Here is a 19,442-nt window from a genome sequence, read left to right as displayed (position 1 = left end):
GCTTATGGTCTTAATTTGAAAAACTAGGATTTTCCAATGAAAGTAACAGTTTTCGGTATTGGTTATGTTGGCCTGGTACAGGCTGCGGTGCTGGCTGAAGTTGGCCACGATGTCATGTGTATCGATGTAGACGAAAAGAAAGTGGAGAACCTCAAGAAGGGAAATATTCCTATTTTTGAGCCTGGTTTGACGCCATTGGTGCAACAGAATTACGAGGCCGGGCGCCTGCACTTTACCACGGATGCTAAAGCCGGCGTGGCCCACGGTGCTATTCAGTTTATTGCCGTAGGGACGCCCCCCGATGAAGACGGTTCTGCCGATCTTAAATATGTGACGGCGGTGGCGCGCACCATTGCAGAATATATGACCGATCCTAAAGTTGTGATTGATAAATCTACCGTGCCGGTAGGCACTGCAGATAAAGTGCGTGAAGTAATGACCGAGACGCTGCGTAAACGCGGCAGTTCCATTGCGTTTGACGTGGTTTCCAACCCGGAGTTTCTCAAAGAAGGGGCGGCGGTGGCTGACTGCATGCGTCCTGAGCGTATTGTTCTTGGCACCGATAACAAAGATGTTATCGAACCCCTGCGTGAATTGTATGAGCCGTTTAACCGCAATCACGATCGCATGATTCTGATGGATATCCGCAGTGCAGAGCTGACCAAGTACGCGGCTAACTGTATGCTGGCCACTAAAATCAGCTTTATGAACGAAATCTCCAATCTGGCAGAAATGCTGGGCGCTGATATCGAGAAAGTACGCCAAGGTATCGGTTCTGATTCCCGCATCGGTTATCACTTTATTTATCCTGGCTGCGGCTACGGTGGCTCCTGTTTCCCAAAAGATGTTCAGGCGCTTATTCGCACGGCAGAACATATTGGCTATCAGCCGAAGATATTGCAGGCGGTAGAGCAGGTAAACTCTCAGCAGAAATATAAACTGACGGAGTTTATCAAGCGTCACTTTGGTCATGATGTGAAAGGGAAAACTTTTGCTCTCTGGGGCTTAGCCTTTAAACCCAATACTGATGATATGCGTGAGGCATCCAGCCGAGTGCTGATGGAAACCCTGTGGGAATTAGGCGCCTCTGTGCAGGCCTACGATCCCGAGGCGATGACCGAAGCACAGCGTATCTATGGCCAGCGTGCTGATTTGAAGTTGATGGGGACCAAAGAGGCGGCATTGCAGGACGCCGACGCCTTGGTTATCTGCACCGAATGGCAGAATTTCCGTGCGCCAGACTTTGACGTGATGAAAAAGGCGCTGAAGCAGCCAGTAATTTTTGATGGGCGTAACCTGTTTGATCCAGAACGCTTGCAGGCGCGCGGTTTTACTTATTATGGTATTGGTCGCGGCGCATCGATTCAGCCGGTTATTTAAGAGGTGAGCATGAAATTCCTGGTTACAGGCGCTGCAGGGTTTATTGGGTATCACGTAGTAGAGCGTTTGTTAGCCGCTGGGCATCAGGTTGTCGGCATCGACAACCTGAATGATTATTATGATGTCGGCTTGAAGCTGGCACGACTTGATCTGCTGGCTGATAAACCGACATTTCAATTTATCAAGCTGGATCTGGCCGATCGCAGCGGTATTGCCGGGCTTTTCGTGGCACACCAGTTTGAGCGTGTTATTCACCTTGGTGCTCAGGCCGGAGTACGCTATTCGTTGGATAATCCGTTGGCTTATGCGGATGCAAACCTGATTGGTCATCTGAACATCCTTGAAGGGTGTAGGCATAATAAGGTAGGGCATTTACTGTATGCCTCATCCAGTTCGGTATATGGCCTTAACCGTAAGTTGCCATTTTCGACGGAAGATTCGGTTGATCATCCGATATCCTTGTACGCCGCAACCAAAAAAGCTAATGAATTGATGGCTCATAGCTATTCGCATTTATATGGGCTTCCTACAACGGGCTTGCGTTTTTTCACCGTTTACGGTCCTTGGGGCCGTCCGGATATGGCCCTGTTTAAATTTACTAAAGCGATATTGGCGGGTGAGAGCATTGATGTATATAACCACGGCGAAATGCATCGTGACTTTACTTACATTGATGATATTACCGAGGCGGTTGTACGTTTACAGGCCATTGTTCCTCAGCCTAATGCCAATTGGACGGTTGAACAAGGTTCGCCAGCGACCAGTTCTGCGCCATATCATGTTTATAATATCGGCAATAGTCGCCCGGTGAAACTGATGGAATATATCCATGCTCTGGAAAAGGCATTAGGTATCACCGCTCGCAAGAATATGTTGCCGATGCAACCTGGCGACGTTATGGATACCAGTGCGGATACTGACGAGCTTTACCAAACTATCGGTTTTAAGCCTGAAATCGGCGTTGAAGAAGGCGTTAAGCGGTTTGTAGCATGGTATAAAACGTTTTATAAAGTTCAGTAAGTGGATACATGGCTGGGTAAATAAAGGGGCTTCGGCCTCTTTTTTTGTGCTTTCAGAATCTGGCTGACGTCTTGCAATGGAAACCCAGAAGGAACATTCTTGAAAAGCAAAAAGCTCCCGTTGGGAGCTTTTTGAGTGCGCTAAAAGCCGCTATTACAGCAGGAAATCGTCTAAGGATTTACCTTGCTCTTCGATAGCTTTTTTAATCACAGCCGGAGTACGGCCCTGGCCGGTCCAGGTTTTCATTTCGCCGTTTTCGTCTTTATATTGATATTTAGCTGGGCGTGCTGCACGTTTTGCTTTGCCTGCGGCTTTGGTTGCAGCCATAGTCTGCAGCAATTCGTTTGGATCAATACCATCAGCAATCAACATTTCACGGTATTGCTGCAGCTTACGAGTGCGCTCTTCAATTTCTGCTTGAGCTTGGCTGTCTTCTTCGCGACGCTCGTTAACCACAACTTCCAATTTCTCCAGCATCTCTTCCAGAGTTTCGAGGCTGCATTCTCTTGCCTGTGCACGTAGAGTGCGGATGTTGTTCAAAATCTTTAATGCTTCGCTCATTGTTCTAGTCTCAAATTATATTGGTGGAGGGGCGTTTGGATAATAATAGAGTGCTCTTTTCTTTTCTGCAATAGCCAAATTGAAAGAGTCCCACATTTATCTTTAAAAAAACCGATATTGAGAACTCTCTTGCTAATAGTACCGGTGAACCTAACTATTACGCCACATGTCTCTAAGCTAAATTCTTAACGCTGCGTCGCGTGTTCATCAGTCTAAAAGGCATTTTGCTGGGCAGTTATAATTGCGTTGTATAACAATATGAGGATGAGTTTTCGGGCATAATCACTATCGGGAGGCGCAGACATTGTAAACAAAGGGGGGATATGCGTAAAGATAACCTAAGGAGCGTCATATCATGTGAGCATGCAATTAACACCTTAGGAATTGGTGATAAGGTTTTTAATAGCGCGCGCGCTCCTCGCAAGCTCGCATCTCATCGGTCTGTCCATCAACCTCTTGTTGCCATTAATGAGTTTGGTTAACCATTGGTAATAATTAAATTTTGGCGGTCATGTAGGGGTATCCTGTAAATAGATGTAAAAACGGACAAGCTTTGCAGCAAAATGCTTCATCTGCTGGCTGGCTTATTACCTGTTCCGAGAATGATTTGTGGGTAGGCTGAGTCTGGCTGAAGGATATGCTACACTGGTCAACGCATCTTTGACTGAATATTTCTTATACCACTGGAGTCGCGGGCTATGGCTCAACTTTATTTTTATTACTCTGCTATGAATGCAGGAAAATCCACCGCGCTATTACAATCTTCATATAACTATCAAGAACGTGGTATGCGAACCTTAGTGTTTACGGCTGAGATTGATCACCGCTTTGGTGTGGGTAAAGTCAGTTCCCGAATAGGGCTGTCGTCGCAAGCACAGCTCTACAATAAAGAAACGCAACTGTATGCCATGATTAACCAAGAACATCAGCAGCAGCCCGTACACTGCGTTTTGGTTGATGAAAGCCAATTCCTGACTAAAGGGCAGGTAGAAGAGCTTTGTGAGGTGGTTGATCAACTGGATATTCCGGTATTGTGTTACGGCTTGCGCACGGATTTCCTTGGCGAACTGTTTGTTGGCAGCCACTATTTGCTGGCTTGGGCAGATAAGCTGGTAGAGCTTAAAACCATCTGCCACTGCGGCCGTAAAGCCAATATGGTGCTGCGTTTAGGGGAGAACGGCAAAGCGCTGCATGCGGGCGAGCAGGTGGTTATCGGCGGCAATGAAAGCTATGTCTCCGTATGCCGTAAACATTATAAAGAAGCGATAAAGACCCAGGAGTGATCTTGCCTCAGGCGCTCACAGCTCGCTTCTGTGCGGTTTTAACCGAATGCCTATAATTAGTGCTGGTTTACCGTGAAATGAGCGTAGAAGGCGTTAAGCGCCGTTTGGATGTCTATACCTGTCATACGCCAAGTTGCTTGGGTGTTGGCTGCGTGACTCGGCCCATATTGGGCCTCGCCCCTTTGGGGCCGCTGCAAGCAGCGTTCAAATCTGCCAAGCAGATTTGTCGTTCACCCCAGCCACTTACCTGAGTAAGCTCTTGGGGCTTCGCTCAGTTGCCGCCTACAAGCAACTCGAATTATTTTGAGTATATAAAAAAACCCGCCTTTTCAGCGGGTTTTTGTCAGCTCAAAGAGCCTGTTACTTCTTGGACTTTTTTTCTGCCTTGACGGCAACCGGAGCCACTACCGCAGCCTCTTCTGTGGCTTCGCTGAATTCGCGGCCATAGAAGGTATCCAGCATGATTTGCTTCAGTTCAGCAATCAGCGGATAACGTGGGTTAGCCCCAGTACATTGGTCATCAAATGCGTCTTCAGACAGCTTGTCGACTTTCGCCAGGAAGTCCGCTTCCTGCACGCCAGCTTCACGGATAGAAGCAGGGATGCCCAGCTCCGCTTTGATCTCATCCAGCCATTTCAGCAGTTTCTCGATCTTCTGTGCCGTGCGGTCGCCAGCAGCACTCAGGCCGAGGTGATCGGCGATCTCAGCGTAGCGACGACGTGCCTGTGGGCGGTCATACTGGCTGAATGCGGTCTGCTTGGTCGGGTTATCGTTCGCGTTATAGCGGATAACGTTAGAGATCAACATGGCGTTGGCCAGGCCGTGCGGGATATGGAACTCGGAGCCCAGTTTGTGGGCCATGGAGTGACACACACCCAGGAAGGCGTTGGCGAACGCAATACCGGCGATAGTCGCGGCGTTGTGAACACGTTCACGAGCGACTGGGTTCTTCGCACCTTCTTTATAGCTGGCTGGCAGATATTCTTTCAGCAGTTTCAGCGCTTGCAGTGCCTGACCGTCTGAATATTCGTTGGCCAGTACAGAAACATAAGCTTCCAAGGCATGAGTCACCGCATCCAGGCCGCCGAAGGCGCACAGGGATTTCGGCATATTCATCACCAGGTTGGCATCGACAATCGCCATATCCGGGGTCAGCGCATAGTCTGCCAGAGGGTATTTCTGGCCAGTAGCGTCATCGGTCACTACCGCAAACGGCGTCACTTCTGAACCGGTACCTGAAGTGGTGGTGACGGCGATCATCTTCGCTTTCACACCCATTTTCGGGAACTTGTAGATACGCTTACGGATATCCATAAAGCGCAGCGCCAGGTCTTCGAAGTGGGTTTCAGGATGCTCGTACAGTACCCACATGATTTTCGCGGCGTCCATCGGTGAACCACCACCCAGCGCGATGATCACGTCCGGCTTGAAGGAGTTCATCTGCTCGGCGCCCTTACGGACGATGCTCAGCGTTGGGTCGGCTTCTACTTCAAAGAACACTTCAGTTTCAATACCGTGCGATTTCAGAACTTTGGTGATCTGATCGGCATAGCCGTTATTGAACAGGTAGCGGTCGGTCACGATAAAGGCGCGTTTTGCCCCATCGGTAGCCACTTCTTCCAGCGCGATAGGCAGTGAGCCACGGCGGAAGTAGATTGATTTAGGAAGTTTGTGCCACAACATGTTTTCTGCTCGCTTCGCTACAGTTTTCTTGTTGATCAGGTGTTTTGGACCGACGTTTTCAGAGATGGAGTTACCACCCCATGAACCGCAGCCCAGCGTCAGCGATGGCGCGAGTTTAAAGTTGTACAGGTCACCGATACCGCCCTGAGAAGCAGGGGTGTTGATCAGGATACGTGCGGTTTTCATCTTGTCGCCGAAGTACTCAACGCGCGCAGTCTGGTTGTCTTGGTCGGTATACAGGCAAGAGGTGTGGCCAATACCGCCCATGGCGACCAGTTTCTCGGCTTTGCTGACCGCGTCTTCGAAGTCTTTGGCACGATACATGGCCAGAGTCGGCGACAGTTTTTCGTGGGCAAACGGCTCGGATTCGTCAACCAATTTCACTTCACCGATCAGGATCTTGGTGTTGGCAGGGACTTTAAGACCGGCCATTTCAGCGATTTTTGGTGCAGACTGGCCGACGATGGCGGCATTCAGGCCACCATTTTTCAGGATGATATCCTGCACGGCTTTCAGCTCTTTCCCCTGCAGCAGGTAGCCACCATGGGAAGCGAAACGCTCGCGAACGGCATCGTACACAGAGTCAACCACGATAACTGACTGTTCAGAGGCGCAGATCACGCCGCTGTCGAAAGTTTTCGACATCAGGATAGACGCCACAACGCGCTTGATATCGGCAGTTTCATCAACCACCACCGGCGTATTACCTGCACCCACACCGATAGCCGGTTTGCCGGAGCTGTAGGCTGCTTTTACCATGCCTGGGCCACCGGTGGCCAGAATCAGGTTGATGTCTGGGTGATGCATCAGTTGGTTAGAGAGATCAACGGTAGGCTGATCGATCCAGCCGACGATATCTTTTGGTGCACCCGCTGCGATAGCGGCCTGCAGCACAATGTCTGCGGCTTTATTGGTAGCGTTTTTCGCACGAGGGTGTGGTGAGAAAATAATACCGTTACGGGTCTTCAGGCTGATCAGCGCTTTGAAGATGGCGGTAGAGGTTGGGTTGGTGGTAGGGACGATACCGCAAATCAGACCAATCGGTTCAGCGATAGTGATGGTACCGAAAGTATCGTCTTCTGAGAGGATACCGCAGGTCTTTTCATCTTTATAAGCGTTGTAGATATATTCAGAAGCGAAGTGGTTCTTGATCACTTTATCTTCAACGATACCCATACCGGATTCTTCGACGGCCATTTTAGCCAGGGGAATACGGGCATCGGCGGCGGCGAGGGCAGCAGCGCGGAAAATTTTATCAACCTGCTCTTGCGAGAAGTTGGCATACTCGCGCTGGGCTTTTTTGACACGTGCTACAAGCTCGTTCAGTTCAGCGACATTCGTTACAGCCATAATGCTCTCCTGATAATGTTAAACTCTTTCAGTGAATAAGCCGTTCGAGCAACTAGTATAGCCTTGTGAGAGAAGGGTGTCTGTTAAGGCACCACGGCTTTCTCGTCTTTGGCGACTCGCACTGCTGATTGACTTAAAGAGCTTCAAGTACAGTAGAGGAACAGCGATGCGCTCTGAAACCTGTTCTACCTTCTGACTATGACAAAGAGCTTAACTATTCCTGAGTAGTTGTTTTGTGATTTAAATCATAAAAATCGCAAGCTGACACCTTTCAGCAATCGTTTGTTGATAATTACTCTCATTTGTTTGAGTGCCATCGGTGTTTTCACACTTAAAACATCAATGGCCATACACTTAGTTAACAATGGAGAATTACTTTGTAACATTCTGGCGTGGCAGAGAAAAATGCTGTGCTCAGTGGATGGATTACCGGACCCGATTCCATTACATTAGCGCGCGTATGCTGGGGCAAGCAGGAGTTGCGAAACCAGCGGCAGGCGAGCCAGCCCCGAGGGGCTTACACTGATAGGTAACTCGGTGAGGGGCGCTGATTCCCCTGTTACAGGCAGTGTCTCTTTTACAGCTATTTATGCGGAGTTTTTCGTGGGCCAATCTCTGTTGGATTTTTCTGTCTATATCAAGTTCTTTGTTGGCTTGTTTGCATTGGTAAACCCGGTGGGTATTTTACCGGTCTTTATTAGTATGACCAGCTATCAGGCGGAGGCAGGGCGCAATAGAACCAACCTGACGGCCAACCTGTCGGTAGCGATTATTTTGTGGACTTCGCTGTTTTTGGGGGAGGCCATACTGCGCGTGTTCGGTATTTCCATCGACTCTTTCCGCATCGCCGGTGGGATCCTGGTGGTGAGCATTGCGATGTCGATGATCAGCGGCAAGCTGGGTGAAGACAAACAGAACAAGCAAGAAAAATCAGAAAGTGCCATTCGTGAAAGCATCGGTGTGGTGCCCTTGGCACTGCCGCTGATGGCGGGGCCGGGGGCGATCAGTTCGACCATTGTCTGGAGTTCGCGTTACCACAGTTGGCAGAATCTGCTAGGTTTCAGCCTGGCCGTTGCCGTGTTTGCTTTCTGCTGCTGGTTGCTGTTCCGGGCTGCACCATTGCTGGTGCGTTTACTGGGGCAGACCGGGATCAACGTTGTTACGCGTATCATGGGCCTGTTGCTGATGGCATTGGGTATCGAATTCATTGTCACCGGTATCAAAGCGATATTTCCGGGATTGTTATAGCCACGAATATACGCTAACTGCGAGCCTCTTTCCTGAGGCTCGCGGCTTAGGGACTTAACTCTTTTTAATCATCCAACATAAATATTGTTCTGCTTTAATAAACAGCGGTATCTGCTTGGTTTTTATTCTATTTAACTCTGTTGCAGCAAAAGCTCGCCTTTGAGTAGCTAATAAAACACCTAGTATTATTTCCAGTACCTTTTATAAGCCTATTTCTGCCGCTTTTCTCCTTTGCTAATCAAATCTGCTGTTAATTTAATCACATCATTCTGTAGGGCTTGTCTCCGTATCATCCAGGTGTTATTAGTGATAAACCGCACATAAGCAGGTGTTTATTCTTTGAACTGCTTTTTTGTTAACGAAATGTTTCTGTTTTGGCTTTTTTGCTGAGTCAGCAACGAGTAATCAGAAGATTTCCTTTTTTACTTAATAAAATCATTAAATTAAATTTAGAGGGTGATCTCTATCAGGTGGGGTGGGAGTGACGTTATGGGGGTGAAAAGCGAAACGCTTAACAAATTTGCAAAATTTATTGGCTAAGGATTTTTGCTTCTGCTAGTTTCCGAGCAACTTCACTGCTGATAATTCTTAGTTTTTCGCGTAAAGCAGGAATGAATTTTGTGAGTATTATTTTATTTGGTTTTTTTACTAAATATTTCAAAGTATGACCAATTCATATTTGCTCGATAAAAGGAACCTTCAGGATGCAGCAAACCATCAAGTACACATCGTTGGTAGCGATGATTGCTGGAATATTAGGCGGAACAGGCGTTAATTGCGTACAGGCCGCGGATGTGCCCACTGGCGTAACGCTGGCCGAGCAACAGCACATCGTGATCAACAACGGTTCGGAAGTGGCTTCATTGGATCCGCATAAAGTCGAAGGCAACCCTGAAAGTAATATTATCCTCAATCTGCTGGAGGGCTTGGTCAGCACCGATGCCAATGGTCAACTGGTACCGGCCGTGGCGGAGCGCTGGGAAAATACTCATTATCAGACTTGGACATTCCATTTGCGCAAAGACGCGGTGTGGAGTGACGGTTCGCCGGTCACCGCACAAGATTTTGTCTACAGTTGGCGGCGTTTGGCCGATCCCAAGACTGGATCGCCCTATACCAGTTATTTGCAGTATGCCAGGCTCGATAACGTTGACGAGATCCTTAGCGGCAAAAAACCTGCGCAAGCGCTTGGGGTAAAGGCCATTGACGATCGCACCCTGCAGGTCACGCTGAGTGAGCCGGTACCGTACTTTGTCAGCATGCTTTCCCATACGTCGATGAAGCCCGTAAAACAATCTGTGGTGGAGCAGTTCGGTGACAAATGGACATTGCCACAGAACTACGTCGGTAACGGTGCCTACCGCCTGAAAGCGTGGATCGTTAACGAGCGCATTGTGCTTGAGCGCAGCCCGAGCTATTGGAACAATAAAAAAACGGTGATTGAACAGGCGACGTTCCTGCCGTTGTCCTCTGAGGTGAGTGATATCAACCGCTATCGCAGCGGCGAAATTGATATTACCAATAGCGCCATTCCACCGAATCTCTACGCTAAAATGAAGCGCGAGATCCCAGAGCAACTGCACGTTAACCCCTATTTGTGCACTTTCTACTACGAAATCAATAATCAACGCGCGCCATTCACCGATGCGCGCGTGCGCGCGGCCGTTAAGATGACGTTGGATCGCGACATTATCGCCAACCAGATCATGGGCCAGGGGCAAATTCCGGCTTACACCTATACACCGAGCTTTATCGCCGGGGGAGCCTTTGCCCAACCGGAATGGGCAGGCTGGACGCAGGAAAAACGCAACGCAGAAGCTAAAAAGCTGTTGCAGGCAGCAGGATTCAGCGTGGAAAAACCACTTCAGTTCACCTTGCTGTACAACACGTCTGATCAGAATAAACAGCAGGCGATAGCGGCTGCCTCCATGTGGAAGAAAAACCTGGGCGCTGAGGTTACATTGCAGAATCAGGAGTGGAAAACGTCGTTGCAGAGTCGCCATGAGGGGCAGTTCGATGTCGCTCGCGCCACCTGGTGCGGGGATTACAACGAGCCGAGCGCCTTCCTCAATATGCTGCTTTCAAACAGCAGCAATAATACCTTTTTCTATAAGAGCCCGGCGTTTGACGCACTGCTTGGCAGCACGCTAAAAGCGCCTGACGCCGCTGCGCGCGCGGCTATTTATCAGCAGGCAGAAACGCTGCTGGATAAGGATTCTGCCTTAATCCCGGTGTATTACCGGGTTAGCGCACGCTTGGTTAAACCCACGGTCGGCGGTTTTACCGGCAAAGATCCGCTTGATTATGTTGATGTGAAAAACTTTTACATCATCAAGCAGTAACGACGGGTATTACCGGCAACAACGGTAATACAGAGCAAAGGCTGCGCCGTGTCGTTCCGCGGCGGCTGGCCAAAATCCCACCCGGTCAACGGGCAACGCAGAACCCATGATGGTTCTGTGATAATAAAAACTGGAGTTAACGATATGACCAACATCACAAAAAAATCACTCCTGGCTGCCGGTATTATTGCCGCGCTGGGGATTACAGCAATGGGAAGTGCGATCGCGGCTGAGGTGCCAGCGGGGGTACAGCTGGCAGACAAGCAGGAACTGGTTAAAAACAACGGTGCAGAAGTACAGTCTCTCGACCCGCACAAAATTGAAGGGGTGCCAGAGAACAACGTTACTCGCGATCTGATCGAAGGGCTGGCTAACACTACGCCGGATGGTTCCATCGTACCGGGCGCGGCAGAAAGCTGGGATAACAAAGACTTTAAAGTGTGGACCTTCCATCTGCGTAAAGACGCTAAGTGGTCTAACGGCCAACCGGTGACGGCGCAGGATTTTGTCTATAGCTGGCAGCGTATTGTCGATCCGAAAACCGCATCTCCTTATGCCAGCTACCTGCAATATGCCCACGTAGAGAATGTCGATGACATTATTGCCGGTAAAAAAGACAAATCCACCTTGGGCGTGAAAGCCATTGACGATCACACCTTCCAGGTCACGCTGACCGAACCGGTGCCTTATCTGGTGGAAATGACCCAGCATTACGCCATGAAGCCGGTTAATAAAGAAGCGGTAGAGAAGTTTGGTGAGAAATGGACGTTGCCGCAAAACTACGTCAGCAACGGCGCCTATAAGCTGAAAGACTGGGTCGTCAACGAACGTATCTTGCTGGAGCGTAACCCAGAATATTGGGATAACGCCAAAACGGTAATCAATAAAGTGACCTTCCTGCCGATCTCATCGGAAGTGACCGATGTAAACCGTTACCGCACCGGCGAGATTGACATGACCTATAATAACTTGCCGATCGAACTGTTCCAGAAGCTGAAGAAAGAGATCCCGAACGAAGTGCGCGTAGCGCCTTATGTTTGCACCTATTACTACGAAATGAATAACCAAAAAGCGCCGTTTACCGATGCACGCGTGCGTGAGGCACTGAAACTGGGGCTGGATCGCGACATTATCGTCAATAAAGTTAAAAACCAGGGCGATCTCCCGGCTTACAGTTTCACTCCGCCGTATGTAGATGGCGCAAAATTGACAGCGCCAGAGTGGTTCGGCTGGACGCAGGAGAAACGTAACGAAGAAGCGAAAAAACTCTTAGCCGAGGCAGGCTATGGTCCAGATAAACCGCTGAGCTTCTCGCTGCTGTACAACACCTCCGATCTGCATAAAAAATTGGCGATTGCTGCCGCGTCAATCTGGAAGAAAAACCTGGGTGTGGATGTAAAACTGGTGAACCAGGAGTGGAAAACCTTCCTGGATAGCCGCCATCAGGGGAATTACGATGTAGCACGTGCAGCTTGGTGTGCAGATTACAACGAATCTTCCTCCTTCCTGAATATGGTGCTTTCTGACAGCAGCAACAATACAACACATTATAAGAGCCCAGCATTCGATAAACTAATGGCGGAAACTCTGAAGGTCAAAACCAAAGAGGAACGTGCAGCGCTGTATCAGAAAGCCGAAGCTCAGTTGGATAAAGACTCCGCCATTGTGCCCGTTTATTACTATGTGAATGCCCGCTTGGTGAAACCTTACGTTGGCGGTTACACCGAGACCGACCCGCTTGATAACGTGTACGACAAAAACCTGTACATCATCAAGCATTGATACGGTAAGGATCGGTGGCGTAAGCCGCCGGTCCATTTTCAGACGATAAGCCGTTATCAGGCTGGAGCAGGGCTATGCTTAAATTTATCTTTCGTCGCCTGTTAGAGGCGATCCCGACGCTATTTATTCTTATCACCATCTCCTTCTTTATGATGCGCCTGGCACCCGGTAGCCCATTTACCGGCGAGCGCGCATTACCGCCAGAAGTCATGGCCAATATTGAAGCCAAATACCATTTGAACGACCCAATCTGGAAACAGTACGGGCATTATCTGGTGCAACTGTCGAAGGGCGATTTCGGCCCGTCGTTTAAATACAAAGACTATTCGGTGAACGATTTGGTGGCCGCCTCCTTCCCGGTTTCAGCCAAGCTGGGTTTTGCCGCCTTTATGCTGGCAGTGGTGCTGGGCGTCAGCGCCGGGGTGATCGCTGCGCTTAAGCAGAACACAAAATGGGACTACACGGTAATGGGGTTTGCCATGACCGGCGTGGTGATCCCCAGTTTTGTGGTAGCGCCGTTGTTGGTGCTGATTTTCGCTATCACCTTGAAATGGCTGCCCGGCGGTGGCTGGAATGGCGGGGCACCGAAGTTCATGATCCTGCCGATGGTGGCGTTATCGCTGGCCTATATTGCCAGCATCGCCCGTATTACCCGTGGTTCGATGATCGAAGTGCTGCACTCCAACTTTATCCGCACCGCGCGCGCCAAAGGTTTGCCGATGCGCCGCATTATTTTCCGTCATGCCCTGAAACCCGCGCTGCTGCCGGTGCTGTCGTATATGGGGCCGGCGTTTGTTGGCATCATCACCGGTTCGATGGTGATTGAAACCATCTATGGTCTGCCGGGGATTGGCCAGCTGTTTGTCAACGGGGCGTTAAACCGTGACTACTCGCTGGTACTGAGCCTGACCATTCTGGTGGGTGCTCTGACCATTCTGTTTAATGCGATCGTCGACGTGCTGTACGCGGTGATCGATCCGAAAATCCGTTATTAATCTGGAGCACGTCTCATGTTGACGAAAAAGAACAGCGAAGCTCTGGAAAACTTCAGTGAGAAGCTGGAAGTTGAAGGGCGCAGTCTGTGGCAGGATGCGCGCCGCCGCTTTATACATAACCGTGCGGCGGTAACCAGCCTGTTTGTGTTGGCGCTGATTACCCTGTTTGTGGTCTTTGCGCCCTGGTTGTCACCGTTTGCTTATGATGACACCGATTGGGCGATGATGTCGGCCGCGCCAAGTATTGAGTCGGCACACTATTTTGGCACGGACTCCTCCGGGCGCGATCTGCTGGTGCGCGTAGCGATTGGCGGGCGAATTTCGCTGATGGTTGGCGTGGCCGCTGCGCTGGTAGCGGTGGTGGTCGGCACGCTGTATGGTGCGATGTCCGGTTATCTGGGGGGCAAAATCGACTCGGTGATGATGCGCCTGCTGGAAATCCTTAATTCCTTCCCGTTTATGTTTTTTGTGATCCTGCTGGTGACGTTCTTCGGGCAAAACATCCTGCTGATCTTTGTGGCGATCGGCATGGTGTCGTGGCTGGATATGGCACGTATCGTGCGCGGCCAGACCTTGAGCCTGAAGCGCAAAGAGTTTATCGAAGCGGCGCTGGTTTGTGGCGTTTCGACGCGCAATATCGTGTTGCGCCATATCGTGCCAAACGTGCTGGGCGTCGTGGTGGTCTATGCCTCGTTGCTGGTGCCGAGCATGATCCTGTTCGAATCCTTCCTGAGTTTTTTGGGATTAGGAACGCAGGAGCCGTTAAGCAGTTGGGGAGCATTACTCAGCGATGGCGCCAACTCGATGGAGGTTTCACCCTGGTTGCTGCTGTTCCCGGCAGGCTTCCTGGTGGTCACTCTGTTCTGTTTCAACTTTATCGGCGATGGCCTGCGTGATGCCCTCGATCCGAAAGATCGCTAAGGAGTGCCATCATGAGCATTATTGAAAATCCATTGCTGCTGGACGTCAACGATCTGCGCGTGACCTTTGCCACGCCAGATGGCGACGTTACGGCAGTAAACGATCTTAACTTCGATCTGCGTGCTGGCGAAACCTTAGGTATTGTGGGCGAGTCCGGCTCCGGCAAATCGCAAACGGCTTTTGCACTGATGGGCCTGCTGGCCAGCAATGGCCGCATCGGCGGTTCGGCGAAGTTTAACGGCCGTGAGATCCTCAACCTGCCAGAAAGCCAGTTGAACAAGCTGCGGGCTGAAGAGATCTCGATGATCTTCCAAGACCCGATGACGTCGCTCAACCCCTACATGCGCGTCGGCGAGCAGCTGATGGAAGTGCTGATGCTGCATAAGAAAATGAGCAAAAGCGAAGCCTTTGAAGAATCGGTACAGATGCTGGATGCGGTAAAAATGCCAGAGGCGCGTAAGCGTATGCGCATGTATCCGCATGAATTTTCCGGCGGCATGCGCCAACGGGTGATGATCGCCATGGCGCTGTTATGTCGGCCCAAATTGCTGATCGCCGATGAGCCCACGACGGCGCTGGACGTGACGGTGCAGGCGCAGATCATGACGTTGCTGAATGAGCTGAAGCGTGAGTTCAATACGGCAATCATCATGATTACCCATGATTTGGGGGTAGTAGCGGGGATTTGCAACAAAGTATTGGTGATGTATGCCGGTCGCACCATGGAATACGGCAGCGCGCGTGATGTGTTTTATCGCCCGAGCCATCCTTATTCGATTGGGCTACTGAATGCGGTACCACGGTTGGACGCTGAAGGTGAATCGCTGATGACCATCCCAGGTAACCCGCCAAACCTGCTGCGTTTACCCAAGGGGTGCCCGTTCCAGCCACGTTGCCCGTACGCCATGGAACAGTGCGCGAGTGCTCCGCCGCTGGAGCAGTTTGGTGAAGGGCGTCTGCGCGCCTGTTTCAAGCCGGTGGAGGCATTGGTATGACTGCAACCGATAAAAAAGTGCTGCTCGAAGTGGCCGATTTAAAAGTGCATTTCGATATTCACGATGACAAACAGTGGTTCTGGCAGGCGCCGAAAACCCTGAAAGCGGTCGATGGGGTTACCTTACGGCTGTTTGAAGGTGAAACCTTGGGAGTGGTTGGGGAGTCTGGCTGCGGTAAATCCACCTTTGCCCGCGCGATTATCGGCCTGGTGAAAGCGACCAGCGGCCGGGTTGCCTGGTTGGGGAAAGATCTGCTGGGGATGAGCGATGCCGACTGGCGCAAAACCCGCAGCGATATTCAAATGATCTTCCAGGATCCGTTGGCTTCGCTTAACCCGCGCATGACCATTGGCGAAATCATTGCCGAACCTTTGCGTACCTATCATCCGAAAATGCCGCGCCAGGAAGTGAAGGACAAAGTGAAAGCGATGATGATGAAGGTTGGCCTGCTGCCGAACTTGATCAATCGCTATCCGCATGAGTTCTCGGGGGGTCAGTGCCAGCGTATCGGTATTGCCCGCGCGCTGATCCTGGAACCGAAACTGGTGATTTGTGATGAACCGGTTTCGGCGCTGGACGTGTCGATTCAGGCGCAGGTGGTGAATCTGCTGCAGCAACTGCAGCGCGAGATGGGGTTGTCGCTGATCTTTATCGCTCACGATCTGGCGGTGGTAAAGCACATTTCCGATCGCGTGCTGGTGATGTATCTGGGGCATGCGGTGGAGTTAGGAACCTATGATGAGGTGTACCATAACCCGCAGCACCCTTATACCAAGGCGCTGATGTCGGCGGTGCCGATCCCGGATCCAGACAAAGAGAAGGGCAAGCAGATCCAGCTGTTGGAGGGAGAACTGCCGTCACCGATCAACCCGCCGTCCGGCTGCGTGTTCCGCACGCGCTGCCCGATCGCCGGGCCGGAGTGCGCCAAGACGCGTCCGCTGCTGGAGGGGAGTTTCCGCCATGCGGTATCCTGCCTGAAGGTAGATCCGCTTTGATTGACGAGTAACCAATAAAAAACCTGCCGCTGGGCAGGTTTTTTTATCTCGATGAGGCGCTTATTCTTTCCACAAAATGTGGCACAGCTTGTGGTCTTTTTCACGACAAATCAGCACGCGGGCAAAAACGTCATTGATGGGTTCACCGTCGCTGTCTGCCAGGCCAATCACCACCTCAGCAAAGAAATCCGGGTTCAGATCGTAATCGACGTGATCCTGCCAATCTTCTGCCGGATCGTACAGCTCCGCACCGCCACGTTCTTCAAACTGCAGATTAAACAGCAGAATATCCGCCGGATCCAGATTGTCGCCAGCCAGTTCCAGGAAAATGTCGTAAGCCTGCTCCAGCGTTTCGTCTTCGGTAAGACGATTATTCAAATCCATAAAAAAATCCCGATAACAAATGAATTGGCGTTATTAAACCATGCCCGTTGCGGCTTTTACAGCAACGGACTGAAAAAGTAGAACAAACGCTCAACGATACGGTGCCAGAACGGGCGCTTCAGCCACTCTTGGGCATCCAGCAACTGCGAGCGGGCGATGTAGTCATCCTGTACACAGGCCAGGTCGCTACCAAAACCGGCATCGTCAATCACCAGTGTGATCTCAAAGTTCAGCCACAGGCTGCGCATGTCCAGATTGACCGTGCCCACTAGGCTGAGTTGGCCGTCAACCAGCACGCTCTTGGTATGCAGCAACCCGCCTTTGAACTGGTAAATCTTCACCCCGGCTTCCAACAGCTCGGAGAAGAAGGCGCGGCTGGCCCAGCGCACCATCATCGAATCATTGTCGTGTGGCACGATAATGCTGACTTCAACACCGCGCAGTGCGGCGGTACAGATGGCATGCAGCAGATCGTCACTGGGCACGAAGTAGGGCGTGGTCATGATGAGCTGTTCACGTGCGGAATAGACCGCCGTGAGCAATGCCTGGTGGATCATCTCTTCAGGGAAACCAGGGCCGGAAGCGATCACCTGAATGGTATGGCCGGTTTCCTGCTCGAACGGCATGATATTGACGTCGGGCGGTGGTGGCAGAATACGTTTGCCGGTTTCGATCTCCCAGTCACAGGCGTAAACAATCCCCATGGTGGTGGCCACCGGGCCTTCGGTCCGGGCCATCAGATCGATCCACTGGCCAACGCCAGCGTCTTGTTTGAAGAAGCGCGGATCGACCATGTTCATGCTGCCGGTATAGGCGATGTAATTGTCGATCAGCACGATCTTACGGTGCTGTCGCAAATCCATACGGCGCAGGAAGACGCGGAACAGATTAACCTTGAGCGCTTCGACCACTTCGATTCCGGCGTTGCGCATCATGCCTGGGTAGGGGCTGCGGAAGAACTGCACGCTACCGGCGGAATCCAGCATCAGGCGGCAATGCACCCCACGGCGGGCGGCGGCCATTAAGGATTCCGCCACCTGATCTGCCAGGCCCCCGGGTTGCCAGATGTAAAACACCATCTCAATGTTGTGCTGTGCCAGTTCGATATCACGAATCAACGTCTTCAGCGTACTGTCGGTGGTGGTGAGCAGTTGCAACTGATTGCCTTTGACGCCGTCAATACCCTGCCGATGATGGCAAAGCTGGAACAGCGGGCGGGCAACTTCACTGTATTCGGTGGCAAAAATCCGGCGGCTTTCTTTTAGCTCATTCAGCCAGCGGGCGGTAGAGGGCCACATGGCTTTGGCGCGCTCGGCACGGCGTTTGCCTAAATGCAATTCGCCGAAAGACAAATAAGCGACGATCCCCACCAGCGGCAGGATATAGATCACCAACAACCAGGCCATGGCGGAAGGGACAGTGCGTCGTTTCATAAGGATACGCAATGTGACACCGGCGACAAGCAGCCAGTAGCCGAACACCAGAAGCCAATTGATTACGGTATAAAATGTTGTCATAAAGACGAAAAATCCTATTCAGAAACCCCTAACAGTGAGTGTACGCACAGAACGGTAAAGGTGAAACCTTTTCCCCGCACTTAAGTGACATAAAAATGATTGACGAAAGGCACTTGCCGAAAATAAAAATGCGACTTTCTGTGAGCCAATGTGTGCAAACAGCGCGTGATCGGCAACTTGGATCGCCGCCTGAAAAGACTATAATACCCGCGGTTGGCATTGGATGGGTGAAAGAACGATGAAACGCAGTAGAAATGAAGTAGGGCGCTGGCGGATGCTGCGACAGAGCCAGCGGCGCAGGCGCCATTGGCTGGAACGCCAGTCCTGTAATAACCGGCATATCATTCGCGTGCGCCGCCGGTTGGACGATCAGCACCGCCGCGCATTGTTGTTCGTTGTGGCTTATGAATGGTGAAGCAGAAACAGTCCCGCGATGGGACTGTTTTTGGTAAGGTTTATTTGCCCAGATAGGCGTTCAGCATCCACACCTGCTTTTCCTGCTCTTTGATGTAATCGCTCATCAGTGAGGAGGTGCCTTCATCACCGGCATCGGCGGCCAGCGTCAGCAGTTCACGCTGCTGCTGCAGCAGAATGGCGTAACCGTTCAGTAGGCCGCGCAGCGTGCCTTTGTCGTCGGTTACGTTGGTATCTTCTTTGATGTCTGCGGTTTTTAGGTAGTCACTGAAAGCATGACGCGGTTGCGAACCCAGGGTCAGAATACGTTCCGCCAACTCATCAACTTTCAGCAACAGATCGTTGTAAGTCTCTTCAAATTTAACGTGCAGTTCAAAGAAGTGCGGCCCGGAAATATTCCAGTGATAACCACGCACGTTCATATACAGCACCTGATAGTTTGCCAGTAATGCATTCAGAGCGTCAGAGAGTTTTGCTGATTGCTTGGTATCCAGGCCAATATGCGTTTTTGCTGTTTTCTTTGCCGTTGCCATAATGATCTTCTCCTGATTGTGGGTTCCAATGATCTCGTT

General features: G+C 51.0%; 16 protein-coding genes. 11 read left to right on the top strand and 5 right to left on the bottom strand.

Annotated features, from left to right (window positions below; translation table 11 throughout):
* Positions 1 to 36: 36 nt before the first annotated feature.
* Positions 37 to 1,380: a UDP-glucose dehydrogenase family protein gene (locus WG891_RS10970; RefSeq protein WP_337262346.1), complete on the top strand. Its 1,344-nt coding sequence runs from the start codon at positions 37 to 39 to the stop codon at positions 1,378 to 1,380.
* A gap of 9 nt (positions 1,381 to 1,389) precedes the next feature.
* Positions 1,390 to 2,400 carry an NAD-dependent epimerase gene (locus WG891_RS10965; protein ID WP_337262347.1) on the top strand — a complete coding sequence of 337 codons (1,011 nt, stop codon included), beginning with the start codon at positions 1,390 to 1,392 and terminating at the stop codon, positions 2,398 to 2,400.
* Between the two features lie 153 nt (positions 2,401 to 2,553).
* Here WG891_RS10965 and hns read toward each other — a convergent pair whose 3' ends face one another.
* The gene (hns, locus tag WG891_RS10960; RefSeq protein WP_021181225.1) at positions 2,554 to 2,961 is read right to left on the bottom strand and encodes a histone-like nucleoid-structuring protein H-NS; all 408 of its coding nucleotides are present in this window, start codon (positions 2,959 to 2,961) and stop codon (positions 2,554 to 2,556) included.
* 698 nt (positions 2,962 to 3,659) lie between these two features.
* Between hns and WG891_RS10955 the strand changes: the two genes are divergently transcribed.
* Positions 3,660 to 4,244: a thymidine kinase gene (locus WG891_RS10955; protein WP_337262348.1), complete on the top strand. Its 585-nt coding sequence runs from the start codon at positions 3,660 to 3,662 to the stop codon at positions 4,242 to 4,244.
* Positions 4,245 to 4,604: 360 nt separating this feature from the next.
* Here the strand turns inward: WG891_RS10955 and adhE are convergent, their stop codons facing one another.
* Positions 4,605 to 7,277 carry a bifunctional acetaldehyde-CoA/alcohol dehydrogenase gene (adhE, locus tag WG891_RS10950; protein ID WP_337262349.1) on the bottom strand — a complete coding sequence of 891 codons (2,673 nt, stop codon included), beginning with the start codon at positions 7,275 to 7,277 and terminating at the stop codon, positions 4,605 to 4,607.
* Positions 7,278 to 7,880: 603 nt separating this feature from the next.
* On the opposite strand from adhE, the gene WG891_RS10945 reads away from it, so the two are divergent.
* From WG891_RS10945 to oppF, 7 genes are all read left to right on the top strand, one after another.
* Positions 7,881 to 8,525: a YchE family NAAT transporter gene (locus WG891_RS10945; protein ID WP_076940234.1), complete on the top strand. Its 645-nt coding sequence runs from the start codon at positions 7,881 to 7,883 to the stop codon at positions 8,523 to 8,525.
* Positions 8,526 to 9,229: 704 nt separating this feature from the next.
* Positions 9,230 to 10,867, top strand: coding sequence for an ABC transporter substrate-binding protein (locus WG891_RS10940; RefSeq protein WP_337262350.1), 1,638 nt, complete (start codon positions 9,230 to 9,232; stop codon positions 10,865 to 10,867).
* A gap of 144 nt (positions 10,868 to 11,011) precedes the next feature.
* Positions 11,012 to 12,649 carry an oligopeptide ABC transporter substrate-binding protein OppA gene (oppA, locus tag WG891_RS10935; protein WP_337262351.1) on the top strand — a complete coding sequence of 546 codons (1,638 nt, stop codon included), beginning with the start codon at positions 11,012 to 11,014 and terminating at the stop codon, positions 12,647 to 12,649.
* 74 nt (positions 12,650 to 12,723) lie between these two features.
* Entirely contained in the window at positions 12,724 to 13,644 is a 921-nt protein-coding gene (gene oppB / locus WG891_RS10930; protein ID WP_076940231.1) for an oligopeptide ABC transporter permease OppB, read from the top strand.
* 15 nt (positions 13,645 to 13,659) lie between these two features.
* Positions 13,660 to 14,565: an oligopeptide ABC transporter permease OppC gene (gene oppC / locus WG891_RS10925; RefSeq protein ID WP_337262352.1), complete on the top strand. Its 906-nt coding sequence runs from the start codon at positions 13,660 to 13,662 to the stop codon at positions 14,563 to 14,565.
* An 11-nt stretch (positions 14,566 to 14,576) separates the two neighbouring features.
* Positions 14,577 to 15,560: an ABC transporter ATP-binding protein gene (locus WG891_RS10920; RefSeq protein WP_076940229.1), complete on the top strand. Its 984-nt coding sequence runs from the start codon at positions 14,577 to 14,579 to the stop codon at positions 15,558 to 15,560.
* Positions 15,557 to 16,555: a murein tripeptide/oligopeptide ABC transporter ATP binding protein OppF gene (gene oppF, locus WG891_RS10915; RefSeq protein WP_076940228.1), complete on the top strand. Its 999-nt coding sequence runs from the start codon at positions 15,557 to 15,559 to the stop codon at positions 16,553 to 16,555. The genes WG891_RS10920 and oppF overlap by 4 nt, the downstream gene beginning before the upstream one ends.
* Before the next feature lie 60 nt (positions 16,556 to 16,615).
* Here the strand turns inward: oppF and WG891_RS10910 are convergent, their stop codons facing one another.
* A complete protein-coding gene (locus WG891_RS10910; protein WP_337262353.1) occupies positions 16,616 to 16,939 on the bottom strand; it encodes an HI1450 family dsDNA-mimic protein in 324 nt (107 codons plus the stop codon).
* A gap of 56 nt (positions 16,940 to 16,995) precedes the next feature.
* On the bottom strand, positions 16,996 to 18,456 hold the full coding sequence (cls, locus tag WG891_RS10905) for a cardiolipin synthase (protein ID WP_337262354.1): 1,461 nt from the start codon (positions 18,454 to 18,456) through the stop codon (positions 16,996 to 16,998).
* Between the two features lie 238 nt (positions 18,457 to 18,694).
* Here cls and WG891_RS10900 point away from each other — a divergent pair, with 238 nt between their 5' ends.
* Positions 18,695 to 18,871: a YciY family protein gene (locus WG891_RS10900; RefSeq protein ID WP_337262355.1), complete on the top strand. Its 177-nt coding sequence runs from the start codon at positions 18,695 to 18,697 to the stop codon at positions 18,869 to 18,871.
* 40 nt (positions 18,872 to 18,911) lie between these two features.
* Here the strand turns inward: WG891_RS10900 and WG891_RS10895 are convergent, their stop codons facing one another.
* The gene (locus WG891_RS10895; RefSeq protein WP_076940225.1) at positions 18,912 to 19,403 is read right to left on the bottom strand and encodes a Dps family protein; all 492 of its coding nucleotides are present in this window, start codon (positions 19,401 to 19,403) and stop codon (positions 18,912 to 18,914) included.
* Positions 19,404 to 19,442: the final 39 nt, after the last annotated feature.

The sequence above is a fragment of the Serratia sp. MMO-28 genome (genome assembly GCF_037199905.1).
Classification (GTDB): domain Bacteria; phylum Pseudomonadota; class Gammaproteobacteria; order Enterobacterales; family Enterobacteriaceae; genus Chania; species Chania oryzae.
This window is presented reverse-complemented; position numbering and strand designations above follow the sequence as displayed.